The organism is Streptomyces sp. JLBJ103 (assembly GCF_058215575.1).
This window is the reverse complement of record NZ_CM177089.1, coordinates 2354493-2371115: the sequence shown is the minus strand read 5'-3', so window position 1 is coordinate 2371115 and position 16623 is coordinate 2354493. Positions and strand designations below refer to the sequence as shown.

Annotated in this window: 14 protein-coding genes; 3 read left to right on the top strand and 11 right to left on the bottom strand. The window is 70.8% G+C overall.

Annotation, left to right across the window (positions count from 1 at the left end; genetic code table 11):
* Positions 1–49 precede the first annotated feature (49 nt).
* Positions 50–1195 (bottom strand): acetate kinase, encoded by a 1146-nt coding sequence (locus AC4BEG_RS10120; protein ID WP_490705556.1) that lies wholly within the window; start codon positions 1193–1195, stop codon positions 50–52.
* The gene (gene pta, locus AC4BEG_RS10115) at positions 1192–3282 is read right to left on the bottom strand and encodes a phosphate acetyltransferase (protein WP_490705555.1); all 2091 of its coding nucleotides are present in this window, start codon (positions 3280–3282) and stop codon (positions 1192–1194) included. The genes AC4BEG_RS10120 and pta overlap by 4 nt, the downstream gene beginning before the upstream one ends.
* A 211-nt stretch (positions 3283–3493) precedes the next feature.
* Between pta and AC4BEG_RS10110 the strand changes: the two genes are divergently transcribed.
* Entirely contained in the window at positions 3494–4519 is a 1026-nt protein-coding gene (locus AC4BEG_RS10110; RefSeq protein WP_490705554.1) for a 6-phosphofructokinase, read from the top strand.
* 223 nt (positions 4520–4742) lie between these two features.
* Complete coding sequence (locus AC4BEG_RS10105; RefSeq protein ID WP_490705553.1) at positions 4743–5837, top strand: helix-turn-helix domain-containing protein; 1095 nt, start codon at positions 4743–4745, stop codon at positions 5835–5837.
* 22 nt (positions 5838–5859) lie between these two features.
* Here the strand turns inward: AC4BEG_RS10105 and AC4BEG_RS10100 are convergent, their stop codons facing one another.
* From AC4BEG_RS10100 to AC4BEG_RS10065, 8 genes are all read right to left on the bottom strand, one after another.
* Positions 5860–6774 (bottom strand): carbohydrate ABC transporter permease, encoded by a 915-nt coding sequence (locus AC4BEG_RS10100; RefSeq protein ID WP_490705552.1) that lies wholly within the window; start codon positions 6772–6774, stop codon positions 5860–5862.
* A 167-nt stretch (positions 6775–6941) separates the two neighbouring features.
* Entirely contained in the window at positions 6942–7451 is a 510-nt protein-coding gene (locus AC4BEG_RS10095) for a DinB family protein (RefSeq protein WP_490705551.1), read from the bottom strand.
* Positions 7452–7589: 138 nt separating this feature from the next.
* Entirely contained in the window at positions 7590–8582 is a 993-nt protein-coding gene (locus AC4BEG_RS10090; RefSeq protein ID WP_490705550.1) for an oxidoreductase, read from the bottom strand.
* A gap of 62 nt (positions 8583–8644) precedes the next feature.
* A complete protein-coding gene (locus AC4BEG_RS10085) occupies positions 8645–9382 on the bottom strand; it encodes a transporter substrate-binding domain-containing protein (protein WP_490705549.1) in 738 nt (245 codons plus the stop codon).
* A 239-nt stretch (positions 9383–9621) separates the two neighbouring features.
* A complete protein-coding gene (locus AC4BEG_RS10080) occupies positions 9622–10317 on the bottom strand; it encodes a YoaK family protein (RefSeq protein WP_490705548.1) in 696 nt (231 codons plus the stop codon).
* A gap of 121 nt (positions 10318–10438) precedes the next feature.
* Positions 10439–10927 carry a DoxX family protein gene (locus AC4BEG_RS10075; protein WP_490705547.1) on the bottom strand — a complete coding sequence of 163 codons (489 nt, stop codon included), beginning with the start codon at positions 10925–10927 and terminating at the stop codon, positions 10439–10441.
* Between the two features lie 52 nt (positions 10928–10979).
* The gene (locus AC4BEG_RS10070) at positions 10980–12869 is read right to left on the bottom strand and encodes an amidohydrolase (protein WP_490705546.1); all 1890 of its coding nucleotides are present in this window, start codon (positions 12867–12869) and stop codon (positions 10980–10982) included.
* A gap of 126 nt (positions 12870–12995) precedes the next feature.
* Positions 12996–13658: a hydrolase gene (locus AC4BEG_RS10065; RefSeq protein ID WP_490705545.1), complete on the bottom strand. Its 663-nt coding sequence runs from the start codon at positions 13656–13658 to the stop codon at positions 12996–12998.
* Positions 13659–14025: 367 nt separating this feature from the next.
* Here AC4BEG_RS10065 and AC4BEG_RS10060 point away from each other — a divergent pair, with 367 nt between their 5' ends.
* Positions 14026–15258: a PucR family transcriptional regulator gene (locus tag AC4BEG_RS10060; RefSeq protein ID WP_490705544.1), complete on the top strand. Its 1233-nt coding sequence runs from the start codon at positions 14026–14028 to the stop codon at positions 15256–15258.
* A 165-nt stretch (positions 15259–15423) separates the two neighbouring features.
* Here the strand turns inward: AC4BEG_RS10060 and AC4BEG_RS10055 are convergent, their stop codons facing one another.
* Positions 15424–16518 (bottom strand): RICIN domain-containing protein, encoded by a 1095-nt coding sequence (locus AC4BEG_RS10055; RefSeq protein ID WP_490705543.1) that lies wholly within the window; start codon positions 16516–16518, stop codon positions 15424–15426.
* Positions 16519–16623: the final 105 nt, after the last annotated feature.

Sequence of the window (16623 nt, the reverse complement as noted above, 5' to 3'; positions counted from 1 at the left end):
TTTCAGGCCGGAGAAGGACGGGCAACAAATCGACAGCTAGGACTGGGACCTAGTCGCCGACCAGGTCGAACGTCTGGCTGGCGATCTCCAGCTCTTCATCGGTGGGCACCACGGCCACCGCGACCCGGCTGGACTCGGCGGAGATCAGCCGTGCCCCGGAGCCGCGCAGCGCGTTGCGCACCGCGTCCACCTCGACACCGAACGCGGTGAGCCCGCGCATCGCCGCCTCCCGGACCGCCGCGGAGTTCTCCCCCACGCCCGCGGTGAAGGCGATGGCGTCCACCCGCCCGAGTACCGCGGTGTACGCGCCCACATACTTCCGCAGCCGGTGGATGTAGATGTCGAAGGCGAGCTGCGCGTCCGGATCGCCCTCGCCCATCCGGCGGCCGATCTCACGCATGTCGTTGTCCCCGCACAGCCCGAGCAGCCCGCTGCGCTTGTTGAGCAGGGTGTCGATCTCGTCGATGGACATCCCGCCCACCCGCGTCAGATGGAAGATCGCCGCCGCGTCCAGATCGCCCGAGCGGGTCCCCATCACCAGGCCCTCGAGCGGGGTGAGCCCCATCGAGGTGTCCACGCACACCCCGCCGCGCACGGCCGAGGCGCTGGCCCCGTTGCCCAGGTGCAGCACGATCGTGTTGACCTCGGAGACGGGCCGGTCCAGCAGGGCCGCGGTGGCGCGGGAGACATACGCGTGCGAGGTGCCGTGGAAGCCGTAGCGGCGCACCCCGAACCGGTCGGCGGTGTCCACGTCGATCGCGTAGCGCGCGGCGGACTCCGGCATCGTCGAGTGGAACGCCGTGTCGAACACCGCGACCTGCGGCAGATCCGGGCGCAGCTCCCGGGCCACCTTGATCCCGGTGACATTGGCCGGGTTGTGCAGCGGGGCCAGCGGGATCAGCTTCTCGATCTCCTCGACCACGTCGTCGGTGATCAGCGCGGGCTCGGTGAACCGGGTGCCGCCGTGCACCACCCGGTGGCCGACCGCCGCCAGCTCCGGTGAGTCCAGGCCCAGGCCCTGCCGGGCCAGCTCGTCGGCGACCTGCTTGAGGGCCGCCGCGTGGTCGGCGACCGGGCCCTCCCCGATCCGTTCCACGATGCCGGAGGCGAGCCGGGTGCCGTCGGCCATGTCCAGCAGCTGGTACTTGACCGACGAGGAGCCGGAGTTGAGGACGAGGACGCGGGAGCCGTTCACGCGGACTGCACCTTCTGTGTCGGGGACTGGGCCTGGATGGCGGTGATGGAGACGGTGTTGACGATGTCCTGGACGAGTGCGCCGCGGGACAGGTCGTTCACCGGCTTGCGCAGACCCTGGAGCACCGGGCCGACCGCGACCGCGCCCGCCGAGCGCTGGACGGCCTTGTAGGTGTTGTTGCCGGTGTTCAGGTCCGGGAAGATCAGCACGGTGGCCTTGCCCGCCACCTCCGAGTCGGGCAGCTTGGTCGCCGCCACCGACGCGTCCACCGCGGCGTCGTACTGGATGGGGCCCTCGACCAGCAGGTCGGGGCGGCGTTCCCGGACCAGCTCGGTGGCCTTGCGGACCTTGTCCACATCCGCGCCGGTGCCGGAGGTGCCGGTGGAGTACGACAGCATCGCGATCCTCGGCTCCACCCCGAACTGGGCGGCGGTGGTGGCCGACTGGATGGCGATGTCCGCGAGCTGCTCGGCGTCGGGGTCCGGGTTGACCGCGCAGTCGCCGTACACCAGCACCCGGTCGGCCAGGCACATGAAGAACACCGACGAGACGATGTGGGCGCCCGGCGCGGTCTTGATGATCTCGAAGGCGGGCCGGATGGTGGCGGCGGTGGAGTGCACCGCGCCGGAGACCATCCCGTCGGCCAGCCCCTCCTGGACCATCAGAGTGCCGAAGTAGGAGACATCGGCCACCACGTCGTACGCCAGCTCGTAGGAGACGCCCTTGTGGGCGCGCAGCCCGGCGTAGCTCTCGGCGAAGCGCTCCCGCAGCGGGGAGGTCTGCGGATCGACCACATCGGCGTCCGCGAGCTGGATGCCCAGCTCGGCGGCGCGCTTGCGGACCGTGTCCTCCTCGCCGAGCAGGGTGAGGTCGCACACATCCCGGCGCAGCAGCACATCGGCCGCCCGCAGCACCCGCTCCTCGGTGCCCTCGGGGAGGACGACCCGGCGGCGGTGCGAGCGGGAGCGCTCGATCAGCTCGTGCTCGAACATCATCGGGGTGACCCGGCCGGAGCGGGCCACCGAGATCCGCTCGGTGAGCGCCGCGGTGTCCACATGCCGCTCGAAGAGGCCGAGCGCGGTCTCCGCCTTGCGCGGCGCGCCCGCGTTGAGCTTTCCCTCGATCGCGAACAGCTCGGCCGCGGTCGGGAAGGACCCGCCCGCCACCGACGCCACCGGGGTGCCCGGGGCCAGCCGTGAGGCGAGCGCCAGGATGTCCGGGCCCGGCCGCTCGTCCAGGGTGAGCAGCACTCCGGCGATGGCCGGGGCGCCCGCGCTGTGGGCGGCCAGCGCGCCCACGATCAGATCGGCGCGGTCCCCGGGCGTCACCACCAGACAGCCCTCGGTGAGCGCGGGCAGGAAGCTGGGCAGCATCGCGCCGCCGAAGACGAAGTCCCGTACGTCCCTCGAGAGTCCGGCGTGATCGCCGAGCAGCACCTCGGCGCCCAGGGTGCGGACGATCTGTGTGACGGTGGGCGCCGACAGCGCGGCGTCCTCGGGCAGCGCGTAGCAGGGGACCGGCAGCCGGGAGCCCAGCCGCTCGGCGATGGCCGCGCGGTCCTCGGCGGCGACCCGGTTGACCACCACGGAGACCACGTCGCAGCCCTGTGCCTCATAGGCCCGGTAGGCGTTTTTCGCCTCGGCGCCGACCGACTCCGCGGTCTGGTTCTGCCCGCCCACGACGGCGATCACCGAGGCCCCGAACTCATTGGCCAGCCGCGCGTTGAGCCCCAGCTCGTCGGGGAGGCTGGTGGCCGCGTAGTCGCTGCCCAGCACCAGGACGTACTCGTACTCCCGGGCCACCTCGTGGAACCGGCCGACCAGCCGGGAGACCAGCTCGTCGGAGCCACGCTCGGCCTGGAGGGCGGCCGCCTCCTCGTAGGTCATGCCGAGGGCGGACGCGGGGGACTGGCTCAGCCGGTAGCGGGCCCGCAGCAGGTCGAAGAGGCGGTCCGGGTCGTCGTGGACCAGGGGCCGGAACACCCCGACCCGGTCGACATGGCGGGTCAGGAGCTCCATGACTCCCAGCTCGACCACCTGGCGTCCGTCGCCACGTTCGATCCCGGTCACGTACACGCTGCGCGTCACGCGTGATCTCCGTTCCCTCGGCATTCCTCAGGGTTTGTCTCGGTCTGCGTCTTTCAGGCGCAAATTGGCCACATTGTATGGCCCAGTCCTCTTGACAATACCTGCGGCCGTGATTAAGACGCTCGCCAGTGTGAGGGATACAGCACCACCGAGCCCATGAAACAATCGGACTGGCTCACATCTACCCGTAGGGAGCAGGAGACACAGCACGATGCGCATCGGAGTTCTCACCGCAGGCGGCGACTGCCCCGGCCTCAACGCTGTGATCCGGTCGGTCGTCCATCGCGCGGTGGCCGGCCACGGTGACGAGGTGATCGGGTTCGAGGACGGCTTCCGCGGCCTCCTCGACGGCCGCCACCGCAAGCTGGACCTCGACGACGTCGCCGGCATCCTCTCCCGCGGGGGCACCATCCTCGGCTCCTCCCGGCTGGAGCGGGCCCGGCTGCGCGAGGCGTGCGAGACCTCCAAGGACCACGCCCGCGACTACGGCATCGACGTGCTGATCCCGATCGGCGGCGAGGGTACCCTGACCGCCGCCCGGATGCTCTCGGACGCGGGGCTGCCCATCGTCGGCGTCCCCAAGACCATCGACAACGACATCTCCTCCACCGACCGCACCTTCGGTTTCGACACCGCCGTCGGCGTCGCCACCGAGGCCATGGACCGGCTGAAGACCACCGCCGAATCGCATCAGCGGGTCATGGTCGTCGAGGTCATGGGACGGCACGCGGGCTGGATCGCCCTGGAGTCCGGGATGGCCGGCGGCGCCCACGGCATCTGTCTGCCGGAGCGGCCCTTCGAGGTCGACGCCCTGGTGAAGATGGTCGAGGAGCGCTTCTCGCGCGGCAAGAAGTTCGCGGTCATCTGCGTGGCCGAGGGCGCGCACCCCGCCGAGGGCTCCATGGAGTACCAGAAGGGCGAGATCGACCAGTACGGCCACGAGCGGTTCGCCGGAATCGGCAACCGCCTGGCGGCCGAGCTGGAGCGGCGCCTCGGCAAGGAGGCCCGCCCGGTGATCCTCGGCCATGTGCAGCGCGGCGGCACCCCCACCGCGTACGACCGGGTGCTCGCCACCCGCTTCGGCTGGCACGCCGTCGAGGCCGCGCACCGCGGCGACTTCGGCATGATGACGGCGCTGCGCGGCACGGACATCGCCATGGTGCCGATCGCCAACGCGGTCACCGCGCTGAAGACCGTTCCGGTGGACCGTATGGACGAGGCCGAGTCGGTCTTCTGAGCCCCTCCGGTCCACCCGCGTCCGGCCGTTCCCTCCGACGTGTGACGGCGGCCGTGACCGTCCCCCCCCCGTGGAAGGTCACGGCCGCCGTGCCTTTTTCACCCCTCGACGAAGTTCACCCTTGAACAATCGGTGTGGGTAAACAAGGCTGTCCCCGTGTCCGGGACACGACCCGGACCTGTCCCGGACAGCGCCGGGACACACCGGCGGGGGAGAACCACAAATGGCCGAGGTCGTCAGCGCTCCGGATCCACAACACGCCCGGAGCCCCGAGGAGTTCATCGCCCGGATGCGGGCGCTCAAGGACTGGTCGCGCCTGACCCACCGGGAGTTGGCGGTGCGCGCCGACGCGGCCGGGGACGTCCTGCCGCGCAGCACGATCGCCAACATGCTCGGGCGCGCCACACTGCCGCCTGAGGAGCTGGTGGCCGCGTTCGTCCGGGCCTGCGGGGTCGGGCCCGCCGAGCTCACCGTCTGGCTGTCGGTCCGTCAGGACCTGGCGGCCCGTACCGCGCCCTGCGCCGGCGCCGGTCCTGCCACCGCCGCCCAGGGCGGAGCCGTCACCGCCGCCATGGCCCCGGTCCGCTTCCCGGTGGTGGTCCGTTTCCCGGCGACCGACGAGGACGCCACCCCGCCGGAACCTCCCCCGACGCCTGAGGGCCTGTTCGCCCTGTCGTCCTTACGCCGCTCGCGCGCGGTGATCCTGCTCTCCGTCCTGGCACTGACCGCCACCGCCGTGGCCATCGCGGTCAGCACCCGGGGCGCCCACCACGGACCGGCGGCGGAGAAGAGGCAGCAGAGCGTACGGCAGGAGCCGGGCCCTGGAGCGGCCTCGACCTCCGGCGCCGCGCTGCCCGCGCCCGCCCCCGGGACGTACCGCATCCGGGCCGTCCACTCCTCGCTGTGTCTCTCCGAGCGCGAGGGCGAGCGCACCGCCTGGGTCTATCAGGTTCCGTGCGAGGACGTCTTCCCCGCCTTCTCCCTCGAGCGGCTGGACGGCGGATACTGGCAGATCGCCACCCGCCACCCCGAAAACGGCCCCGGCTGCTCGGGCATCGTCGCTCGGCGAAAGGTCCAGGGAGCCTTTCTCGTCGACGACTTCTGCGCGTCCCGGGGCTCGGGCGAGCCGTTCCGCCTGGAGCCCGTCGACCGGCCCGCCAGGGGTTTCCGGCTGCGCCCGGTCCACACCGACTACTGTCTGACGCTGCCCGGCGGCGCCGAGGACCCCTGGGCCCATGTGGTCCAACTTCCCTGTCAGAAGGGCGAATCGGGGCAGGTCTTCCGCTTCGATCGGGTGCCCTCCGGGGCGGAGAGCTGACCCCGCGTCCCCCTCATCCCTCTCATCCCTTGACGGCGCCGCCCAGCGCGAAGCCGCCGCCCAGCCGCCGGGCGATCAGTACGTACAGCAGCACCACCGGGGTGGAGTAGAGGAGGGAGAAGGCGGCGAGCTGGCCGTAGACCACCTGCCCGTGGTTGCCGAAGAAGGTGAAGATGGAGACCGAGGCGGGCAGTTGCTCGGGGGAGAGGAGCAGCATGAAGGGGACGAAGAAGTTTCCCCACATCATGATGAAGCTGTAGATCATCACGACCGTGATGCCCGGTCCCATCAGGGGCAGGATCACCCGGGTCAGGCTCTGGAGCCAGGACGCCCCGTCCGTCCAGGCGGCCTCCTCCAGGATCACCGGAACGCCGTCCATGAAGTTCTTCATCAGCCAGATGGCGAAGGGGAGTTGGGAGGCGGCGAGGAACAGCGCGGTGCCCGCCATGGTGTCGATCAGGTCCACCTGGACGAAGAGGCCGTAGACCGGGACCATGATCGCGGTGATCGGCAGACAGGTGGTGAACAGCACCGTCAGCAGATACGGCCGCACCAGGCGGGAGCGGAAGCGGGAGAGCGGATACGCGGCGAGCGCGGCGCACACGACCGTCAGCACGGTGGCCCCGCCGCACAGCAGCAGGCTGTTGAGCATCGGGGTGAAGGTGATCTCGTCCGTCCACACCGCCGCGAAGTTGTCCAGGGTGGGTGATCCGGGCACCGAGACCCGCAGGGTGGGCTCGCTGTCGAGCGAAGCGAGCAGCAGCCAGGCCAGCGGGAGGAGGAACGCGGCCGCGAGGGTCAGCAACGCGGTGTCGGCGGCCAGCCGGCGGCGGGTGCGGGCGGACCAGCGGGGGAGGCGAAGGGGGGTGAGGGACCGGGAGGACCCGGCGGACCCGACGGGGCGGGGCGACGGACGAGGGCGGGAGAGCAGGGACAACCTCGGACCTCCTCGCGCGGTGAGCGCAGTCGATCAGCGTCCCGTCCATGAAACCGCTTGCCCCGGCGGGGCGGAAGACCGGCGCAGCCACCCGCACGAGGGCGCGGGCCGGACCGGCCCGGGTGTCAGGCCGACCGGCCCGGGTGTCAGGCCGACCGGCCCAGGTCTCAGGCCCCCGTGACCCCGTCGACGCCCTCGCGCAGGAAGTCCGCGTGGCCGTTGTGGCGGGCGTACTCCAGCAGGACGTGCAGCAGCACCATCCGCAGCGACACCTCTTCGTCCCAGCGGGGCTGATAGCCGACCAGATCCAGCGACGCGGCCTCCCGCTCGATCCGGCGGGAGTTCTCGACCTCCGCCTCCCACGCGGTGAACGCCTCGGCCCGGGTCGACTCGCTCGCGTCGTACGCGGCCTGGAAGTCGACGGTGTCCGACCAGACCATCGGCGCGTCATGGTCCTCGAACGTGCGCCGGAACCAGGCGCGTTCGACCTCGGCCATATGGCGTACCAGGGCGAGCAGCGAGAGTGTCGAGGGCGGCATCGACCGCTGCCGCAGCTCCTCGTCGGTGAGTCCCTCGCACTTCATGGCGAGCGTGGCACGGTGGAATTCCAGGCAGGCCCGCAGGGTCTCGCGTTCATCGCCGAAGTGGGGCGGTCCTATGCGGTGGTCGGTGGTCATCGGCTGGCTCCTCGGTCGCGGTCGGCTGTGCGCATACGATCACGGTCGGGCGCCCTTGTCGTCCGACTTTCGCTCCGGGCGCGAGGACCGGGGCCTGAGCCACAAGCGAATGGCTCAGCGCGTGGCTCAGCGCGTGGCTCAGTGCGTGGCGAAGGCGTCCACGCCGGTCAGCTCGGCCGACAGCCGCCAGAGCCGGGCCGCGGCCACCCGGTCCGTGGCGTAGTCGCGCACCCCCTCGACAAGCTCCCCTTCACCCGCGCGCTCGGCGATGTCGCAGTCCTCGCAGTACGCACCGCCCAGGTCCGCCGGCACCGGTGAGGTGGCCGCCCACACCTGGGTCGCCGCGCCCTGCTCGGGCGTCTTGAACGCGGCAGCCCAGTTGCCGTGTTCGTCCATCCAGCCCGCGGCGACCATCTCCTCGCGGGGCACATGGCGGGTCAGCCGGGTGGCGACGGTGCCGGGGTGGACGGAGAACGCCCGCACCCCGGCGTCCCGGCCCAGGAGGTCGAGCCCGACGGCGAACAGCGCGTTGGCCGTTTTCGCCTGCCCGTACGCGGCCCATTTGTCGTAGCCGTGTTCGAACTGCGGATCGTCCCAGCGGATGTCGGAGAGCTGGTGTCCGTTGGATGACACCACGACGACCCGCGCCCTGCCGACCGCCGCCCCGCCACCGCGCGCGCCCCCGGCGGCGATGGCGGGCCAGAGGCGGTTGACGAGGGCGAAGTGGCCGAGGTGGTCGGTGGCGAACTGCCCCTCCCACCCCGGTCCGACCCGGGTCTCCGGACACGCCATGATCCCGGCGTTGGCGATCACCATGTCGAGGGGCCGGCCGGAGGCGAGGAACCGCTCGGCGAAGCGGCGCACACTTTCGAGATCGGCCAGGTCCAGCTCTTCGACCTCCACGCCCCCGCCGATCCCCGCGACCGCCTCCCGCGCCGCCACCACCCGCCGAGCCCCCACCACCACCCGCGCGCCCGCACCCGCGAGCGCCCGTGTCGTCTCCAGCCCGAGACCGGAGGAGCCGCCGGTGACAAGGGCGTTCCGGCCGCTGAGATCGATCCCGCGCAGGACGTCGTCCGTGGTGCTCCGGGGCCCGAAACCCGACCCGATCCGCTGCTGAAGTGTGCTCATGCCGGGAAATTACGTCCTGGAGCGCGCCCGAAGGCCCTGCGCGAGCCGGGACGGACCCGGGTTCACTCCGCCGCCGGGTCCCCCGCCGGAGCCACGAGCTCCGCGGCCTGCCCGGCGCGCCGGAGCGCGTCGGCCACGAAGCCGTTTCCCTTCAACTCCTCGATGAGCTCCCGCAGGAACCGGACGGTCTCCGGCCGTCGGTTCCTCGGCGTACCGAGTGCCTGCCGGATCTCCATGAACCGGTCTTCGATCAGCCGCAGATCCGGGTGTGCGGCCACATACGCCGTCATCGGCTGCCGGATCCCGGCCGCCACCTCCAGCCCCTCGGCGCGGAAGATCTCGACCCCTTCCTCGCCGCGCATCACGCTCGCGTGCTGAAGGGTCCGGGAGAGGAACAGATCGTACGCCGACCCCCGCTTCACCCCGATCCGCACCCCGTCCCGGTCCACCTCGGCCGCCGTGCGGAACGGCGAGCCCTGCGGTACGGCGTACACCCCCTCGATGACGACGTACGGCGCGGTGAAGGCCACCTCCGCCTCCCGCGCGGGCTCGACGGCCAGAAAGCAGATGTCCGCCCGGCCCGTTGCCATCGCCTCATACGACGTGCGCGCCGCGTCGAAGCACACGAACTCCACGGGAACCCCCAGCCGAGCCCCGATCTCCCGCGCGATGTCCACGGTGATGCCAGAGGGCGCCTGTGAAGTGCCCTGCGCCAGCACGGGATTGCCCAGATTGATCGATGCCCGCAGGACACCTTTCGGCGCCAGGTCTTCGGTGATGGCGGTTTTCATGGTCCCCATGGGGTGGAGTGTAAGAGGTCCTGACAGAAGTTGTTGATCAAGTAACCGTCGGCTTGTGCTCGTTGGCCGGGTCGCGGGTTTCGGTCGGATGCGCCGCCGGACGGTTCCGCAGCCGGCGCGACCGGGCCGGTCACCGTCGTCACCGGGCGGCTGTCGCCCGGTCCCGCCGCGTACCCGGTCGCTCGCCTCGGCACCCGTGAACCAGCGGAAACGGAAGGAGCCTTCCCTGGGGCGGGGATTCATCCGCGCTCTCGGTAGGTGGCCGCGGTGGCGGCCGCCAGGACTGAGCTGAGGAGGATGGACCAGCCCAGGGGCAGGTGCAGGACGAGCGCGGCGCCCACGGTGGCACCCGCCAGCATGGCGACCACGGAGAGGGTCCGGCGGGCGAGGCGGGGGTTGCTGCCGCCGGCGAGATGGGACTCGGCGGCCAGCCCGGTGAGGGTCAGCGTCAGTACCGTGGTGGTCATATCGGGCACGGCGAGCTTGCGTACCGTGCCGTTGCGCAGGCCCATGGCCAGGGCGATGACCGCGATCAGCGTGTAGTGTCCCCGGTCGTCGAGGGTGAAGGCGATCACCGTGGCCGCGGCTTGCAGTACGGACTCGGTCAGCAGGACGGTGCGGACCCAGGCCGCCCGCCGGGCCCCTTCGAAGAGCGCGGCCAGGCGTCCGGCGCAGACGGCGCCGGCCAGGAACGCGGCCAGCGACACCGAGGAGCCGACCACCGAGAAGCCGGGTGCCCCCACCAGCGCGAAGCCGATGACGACGACATTGCCCGTCATGTTCGCCGTGAAGACGTGCCCCAGGCCCAGATAGCTCACCGCGTCCACCAGCCCGCTGACCACCGTCAGGGCCATCAACGTCGGAACCAGCGGCTGCTGTGCGGCGCTCCCCGCCGTCACCCCCGCGATCGGATTCCTCACCACTGCGTACGTCACATCCTTTGCGGAGCCTGGGGGTTGTGGGGGGCAGCGACGTTGCGGACGTCGGACAGCCGCAGCGGCCGAGCCGGTCATGGGCACCGCCGGCGGAGCCGGGCAGCGGCGCTGTGGGATCCGGTCAGCGTCGCCGGGTCGTGAGCAGGACCCTGGTGAGCAGGGCGCCGCCCACGCCCACCACGACCGCGGCGAGCGCTGACCACGCGGGCCAGGGGGCCAGCGCGACGGCGTGGTCGACCGACCAGGCGCCGGGGCCGGTGAGGGCGAGAACGGCGGTGGCGGTCACCAGGACCAGGGGGTACTCGTAGCCGTCGTTCTGTACCCAGAGGCCGTTGGGCCGCTTGACCGTTGCCGCGACCGTCATCACGCCGATCGCCGTCGCGACCGCCAGCGGCGTGAGCGCTCCGACGACCAGCAGCAGGCCGCCGGCGATCTGGCCCCCGCCTGCGGCGAGCGCGGTGAGACGGCCGCCGCGGAACCCGTCGTGGCGGAATTCCGCAGCGCCGCCGTCCAGCCCCCGGCCCCCGAGGTGAAAACTCACCTTCTGCACACCGTGCCCGGCCAGCAGCAGTCCGATGACCAGTCGGAGGAGGAACAGTCCCACATCCATCACTTGACTCCTGACGTACCGGTTGCACGGGGTGGGGGCGAGGGGGGCACCGCTACAGCACGAAGCAGGGATCGAAGATCTCGGTGGGTGCTTCGGAGAGGTAGCCGCGCTGGGCGCGCCACTGGCGGTGCTGCTCCGATTCGGCGACCGCCTGGCCCAGTAGTTCGGCCTGGCGTGCCCCGGAGATGCTGGGCTTGACCGTGGCCTGGTACCCGCCGTAGTGCGCGACCGGGCTCCAGTCGGGGGCGAGGGCGGGGAGTTGCTCGTCCAGGCCCTCGTACTCGGCGGCGGCATGGACGATCCGGCCGCCGACCACGGTGAGCAGGGACTCGATGTGGGGGATGTCCGGCTCGGGGACGCTGAAATAGTCGTCCGAAAGGATCGCCAGGTCGCCGTAGTGGCCCGGCGCGAGCATGCCCTTGACGTCGTCCTCCCCGGTCAGCCGGGCGCCGCCGCGGGTGTACAGCTCCAGGGCGGTCTCCCGGTCGAGGCGGTTCTGCGGCGGGTAGAGGGTCAGGTCGCCGACGGTGCGCCCGGAGACGAGCCAGTGCAGCGAGACCCAGGGGTTGTAGGAGGACACCCGGGTGGCGTCGGTGCCGGCGCCCACGGTGAGCCCGCGCTCCAGCATGGCCCGCACCGGCGGTGCTTCGGCGGCGGCGCCCGCACCGTAACGACGTACGAAGTCCTCGCCCTGGAAGGACATCCGGTTCTGCACCGACATCGCCCCGCCGAGCGCGGCGATCCGGTCCAGGCTGTCCCGGGAGACGGTCTCGGCATGGTCGAACAGCCAGCGGTTGCCGGCCGGGAAGAGCCCCTCGGCGGCCAGTTTCTCGAAGACCGCGAGGTCCCGCCGGATGGTCTCGTCGTAGGTGGCGTGCAGCCGGAAGCCCCAGCCGTTCTCCATCAGGAGCCGCACTGCCTTCTCGAACCGGGACTCGTAGTCCGCAGAGAGCTCGGGGCGGGGTTGGGTGAAGTTCTCGAAGTCGGCGGCGGCCCAGGTCAGGTTCTCCCCTGCCCCGTTGAGCCGGAGCCACTCGTCGCCCTCGCCGGGGCGGACCATGCCGATCCAGCGTTCGAGGTCGTCCAGTTCCTGGCCGAGGGTCTGCGGAAACAGGTGGTAGGCGATACGCAGGGACAACTGGCCTTCTGCGGCCAGCTCGATGACCGTGCTGTAGTTGTCGGGGAAGTTCTGGAAACCGCCGGCGGCATCGATGGCCGACGTCAGCCCGAAGCGGTTCAGTTCGCGCAGGAAGTGCCGGGTGGAGGTCTTCCGGTCCTCCCCCTGGAGGGTGGGGGCCTTGGCGAGGGTCGAGTAGAGGATCAACGCGCTCGGCGCGGCCAGCAGCATGCCGGTCGGCTCCCCGTCGTGGCCTCGGACGATCTGCCCGCCCGCGGGGTCGGGGGTGGTCTTGGTGTACCCGGCGGCCTTGAGCGCGGCCCGGTTGAGTATCGCCGACTGGTACAGGTTCAGGACGAACACCGGGGTGTCGGGCGCCGCGGCGTTGAGCTCGGCGACCGTGGGCAGCCGCCGTTCGGCGAACTGGTCGGCGGACCATCCGCCCACGACCCGGACCCACTGCCCCTTGGGGGTGCGGGCGGCCTGCTCGCGGAGCATCGCCAAGCCCTGGCGCAGTGAGGGGACGCCGTCCCAGCGCAGCTCCAGCACGTAGTTGAGGCCGCCGCGAATCACGTGCAGATGCGCGTCGTTCAGCCCGGGCACCACCCGGCGGCCCAGTGCGTCCACCGTGCGGGTACCCGCCCCGATCAGGGGAGCCACGTCGGCGTCGTCGCCGACCGCGGTGATCCGGCCGGCCCGGATGGCCACCGCGCTCGCCTCCGGTCGCCGTGGGTCTCCCGTGTACACCTTCGCGTTGCGCACGACCACGTCCGCGGCGTGACCGGTAGCGACGGGGGGCAGGCCCCCGACGGGCATCGTAGGCATGAGCCCACCTCCGAGATCGCTGTTCATTGGGTTGTTTCCGCCGGGTCCGGCGCGCTGCCGCCGCGGCGGGCGGGTGCGCGCGCCGGAACCCGGCGTCGGTACGGAACGGTGGCGACCGCGGTGGGGTCAGCCGGCGGCGTGGGCGCCGATGACCGCCTGGGCGTAGACGACCCCGAGGCCGTAGGCGCCGGCGTGCTCCTTCACGACGTCCATGACGGCGGCGTAGCTCTCGGTACGGGCCCAGTCGCGCTGGAGTTCCAGCAGCACCTGGATCCAGGTGACCGGCACCGCACCGGCCTGGATCATCCGCTGCACGGCGTGCTCGTGGGCCTGCGGGCTGACGCCGCCGGAGGCGTCGGTCACCACGTAGACCTCGTACCCCTGCCCCAGGGCGGAGAGCGTCGGCAGGACGATGCAGACCTCGGTCCACAGACCGGAGATGATGATTTTCTTCCGGCCGGTGGCCTTGATCGCCTCGACGACGGCCCCGTCCTCCCAGGCGTTCATCGTGGTGCGGTCGATGATCTCCTGGCCGGGGAAGACCGCGGCGAGCTGGGGCAGCAGCGGGCCGGAGAACGACTCCGCGGCGACGGTGGTGAGCACCGCGGGCACGTCGAAGACACGGGCTGCCCGAGCCAGGCCGACGGTGGCGTTGATGATCGCGGTGCGGTCACCGCTGCCGGTGCCGAAGAACATCTGCGGCTGATGGTCCACGAACAGCATCACGGCGTTGTCCGGGGTCAGCAGGTCCGGGCTGGGCGTGGCCTTGACCTCGGCGATGTTGACCATGATGAAGCCTCTCTGTCCTGATTCGATGGGGCCGTCCGAGCCGACGGGCCGGACGTGCGCGGGCGCGTCAGCCCGTGGCGTCGCCGCCGTGGTCGGCGATGGCGTCCCCGGGGCGCGGGTGGATTGCGCTGGTGGGACGCGGCCATCGCTGCGCACACCGCGCGAGCCCTGCCAAGTCTCCGGCCGGTCGGCCCGCGCTCGCATCCGCCAGGTGAGGAAGTTCGCCCCCGCTCTTCCTCGCTTTGTAGCGGTGCCCCGACACCTGGCGTGTCGCGCAGCAGCTCTCGCCACCCCGGTGCCTGCGATGGCGGGCGGCTATCCTGGGATGAGCCAGCGTTGCCATGGAGCTCATCGAGCGGGAGCCGTAGTGATCCAGCCGTGCGAGATTCAGCAGCTCGTGGACTCGCTCGCCGCGCGGATCCATTCCTCGGTCGTGGTGGACGACGCACGCGGCGGCCTCGTCGCCTCAAGCCGCCACTTCGGCGACGAGGACAAGATCCGCATCGACGTCATCCTGTCCCGGCAACTGTCGGCCCCGGTCGCCGAGTACCTCTACAGCTTCGGCATCGCCACGGCGGAGGGTCCCCTGTCGACACCCGCCAACCCCGCGCTCGGCCTCAAAGCCCGGCGGTGCTACCCGATCCGTCGCCGCGGGCGGCTGCTGGGCTACCTGTGGCTGATCGACAACCGGGCCGACCGTTTCGACGCGGTCGTCGGCGCGTACGTGGGCCAGCTGGCGGCGCTGCTGTGGGAGGGCGCGCACCAGTTGTCCGAGGTGGAGAAGCGGCACCGCTTCCTGCTGGCGGCTCTCCTGCGCAACGCGGACGGAGCGCCGGACGCCACCAGGGAACTGATGGACCAGCATGTCCTGGAGGCCGAAGACTCCATCGTGGTCGTCGTGGCCGACGAGGCCGCGCAGCCCGAGGCGGTCGCGGCGGCGGTCAGGGAAGCGACCGGTCCGTTCCTCGCCGACACACCGTCGTTCCAGGCGCTGTGCGTCACCCTCGACAACCGCAGCGTGATCCTCGTCGTCGGCCGTGACGAGGTCGAGCACACGGCGGACTGTCTGGCCGAGGCCGTCCGGCGGGGGCTGCGCTCACACCAGGACGCTCCCGCCGAAGCCGACGTCGTCTTCGGCCTGAGCAACAGCGGCCGGCTCGACCGCGCTCCCGAACTGTTCCGCCAGGCCATACTGGCCGCGTTCGCCGCCGCCGCATTGCCCGAGATGCCGCCGGTCCTGTCCTGGCGGGACACCGGCATCTACGGCCCGCTCATGCTCGCCGCGGTGGAGTCGCCGGAGAGCGCCGTCCCGCCGGAGATCGCCGCCCTCGACCACGAGGGGCGCACGGATTCGTTGGCCCGCACCGCCGCGGTGTTCCTGGACGCCGCCGGGGACATCCGGGCCGCCTCCGAACAGCTGATGATCCACCGAACGACGCTGTACTACCGGCTGAACCAGGTCGAGAAGCGGACCGGATGGGACCTGAAGAACGGCAGCCACCGACTGGCCCTGCACCTGGGCCTGAAGATGCAGCGCCTCCTCGACAGCGGCATTCCGGCACTGCTCCGGGAAAAGGAAGAATCTGGGCGACGTCCGTAGAGCGCTGTGGTCCCTCCGCTGACCTGCGGCACAGCGGCCCCTGTCCGGCACGGGACCGCTCACGGCACGCCCCTGCGCACGACGGTGACCGCCCCCGGTCGGGCTCGCGGCCGGACCGGGGGCGGTCAGAGGTGCATCATCGAACGGCGCAGGGCCTGAGCGGCGTCAGCTGCTCGGGCAGTTGGTGGGGGGCGTGGGCGAGGAGTGCGGCTTGACGACGCTCTGCGCGCCGTCCGTGCCGTCCTCGGCCGGAACGGTGGAGGTCCCGGTCCCGCTCCACGAAACGTCGCCCTTCGAGAAGGTCCAGGTGCCGGTGACCTTCTTCATCAGCTGCGCACGCGTCAACCAGCCCCACTCGCCCTTCCGCACGGTGAAGGGGTAGGTCTGGCTCACGGTCTTCTGCCCTATCCACGAGTGTGAGTAATTGACCGAGATCGACGTGGTGACCTTCGATACCACGAAGTCATCGATGCCGACCTCGGCAGCCACCGTGACGGAGCCGCCCACGGTGTTGGTCCACCCCGTGGTGTCGCTATAGGTAACGCTCGGCTTCTCGGCGTCGGCCCCCTCGGTGTTGTCGTACAGGGAAGACACGCACTTTTCCGGCCCGATGGCCGCCTGAGAGGCGCTGTCCTGCTTGTAGTCGCAGGTGAGTTCGCTGTCACCGTCCGCGCACCGCTTCAGGGAGTACAGCGTCAGGAGGTTACGCAGAGCGTCGTTGATATAGCCGGGATACCAGTTCTGGTTCAATCCGTTGTGGCAGGAGTAAGCCCCGACCTCCGAACCGTCACCGTTGTTTTCGTTGATGACATCCAGGCAGTCCTTGGTGGAGGTGTTGCGGATCGCGAGCGTGATCGGACCGGACATCTCAAGGAACCAGCGCTGCTGTTCGGACCCTGAATCGCAGTCTGACGGAGCGAGGTGGTGCTTGTCGTCATCGGAGAAGTCGAGGCACTTCCCGTCCTTCTCGTTACGGATACGGAAGCTGCCGTCTGAACTGGGGTCCAGGGCCCACTTCTCGGTGGACGGAGTCTGGTCGATGACAGGCTTCGAAGCGTCATCGCTCCACGTCAGGGCAGACGCGTCACCATAGATGTCGGGTGGCGTCATTTGCGTGCGAAGAGTCAGCCCCGTCACGGAACCCGGGCTGTCCGCGCGGGCTGTTCCGGAAGTGAGCAGAGGCAGCGCCACGGCGAGCGCGAGCGCGAGGCATACCGCCATCAGGCGTGACGCACTCCATCTGTTCGGCTTGGAAATCACGATCGTACCTTCCCTCAAGGTGTGCCGAGTTCTTGTGGTGGCAGGTCTCTTTGCGCCCTCACCGGCAAAAGGTCAACCGACAATGGGGCAGATGAAGTGACGCAC

Coding starts and splice junctions, on each gene's coding strand:
- AC4BEG_RS10090 (WP_490705550.1), bottom strand. CDS start 8,582: ATGAGCACACTTCAGCAGCGGATCGGGTCGGGTTTCGGGCCCCGGAGC.
- AC4BEG_RS10085 (WP_490705549.1), bottom strand. CDS start 9,382: ATGGGGACCATGAAAACCGCCATCACCGAAGACCTGGCGCCGAAAGGT.
- AC4BEG_RS10065 (WP_490705545.1), bottom strand. CDS start 13,658: ATGGTCAACATCGCCGAGGTCAAGGCCACGCCCAGCCCGGACCTGCTG.
- AC4BEG_RS10110 (WP_490705554.1), top strand. CDS start 3,494: ATGCGCATCGGAGTTCTCACCGCAGGCGGCGACTGCCCCGGCCTCAAC.
- AC4BEG_RS10075 (WP_490705547.1), bottom strand. CDS start 10,927: ATGGATGTGGGACTGTTCCTCCTCCGACTGGTCATCGGACTGCTGCTG.
- AC4BEG_RS10070 (WP_490705546.1), bottom strand. CDS start 12,869: ATGCCTACGATGCCCGTCGGGGGCCTGCCCCCCGTCGCTACCGGTCAC.
- AC4BEG_RS10095 (WP_490705551.1), bottom strand. CDS start 7,451: ATGACCACCGACCACCGCATAGGACCGCCCCACTTCGGCGATGAACGC.
- AC4BEG_RS10105 (WP_490705553.1), top strand. CDS start 4,743: ATGGCCGAGGTCGTCAGCGCTCCGGATCCACAACACGCCCGGAGCCCC.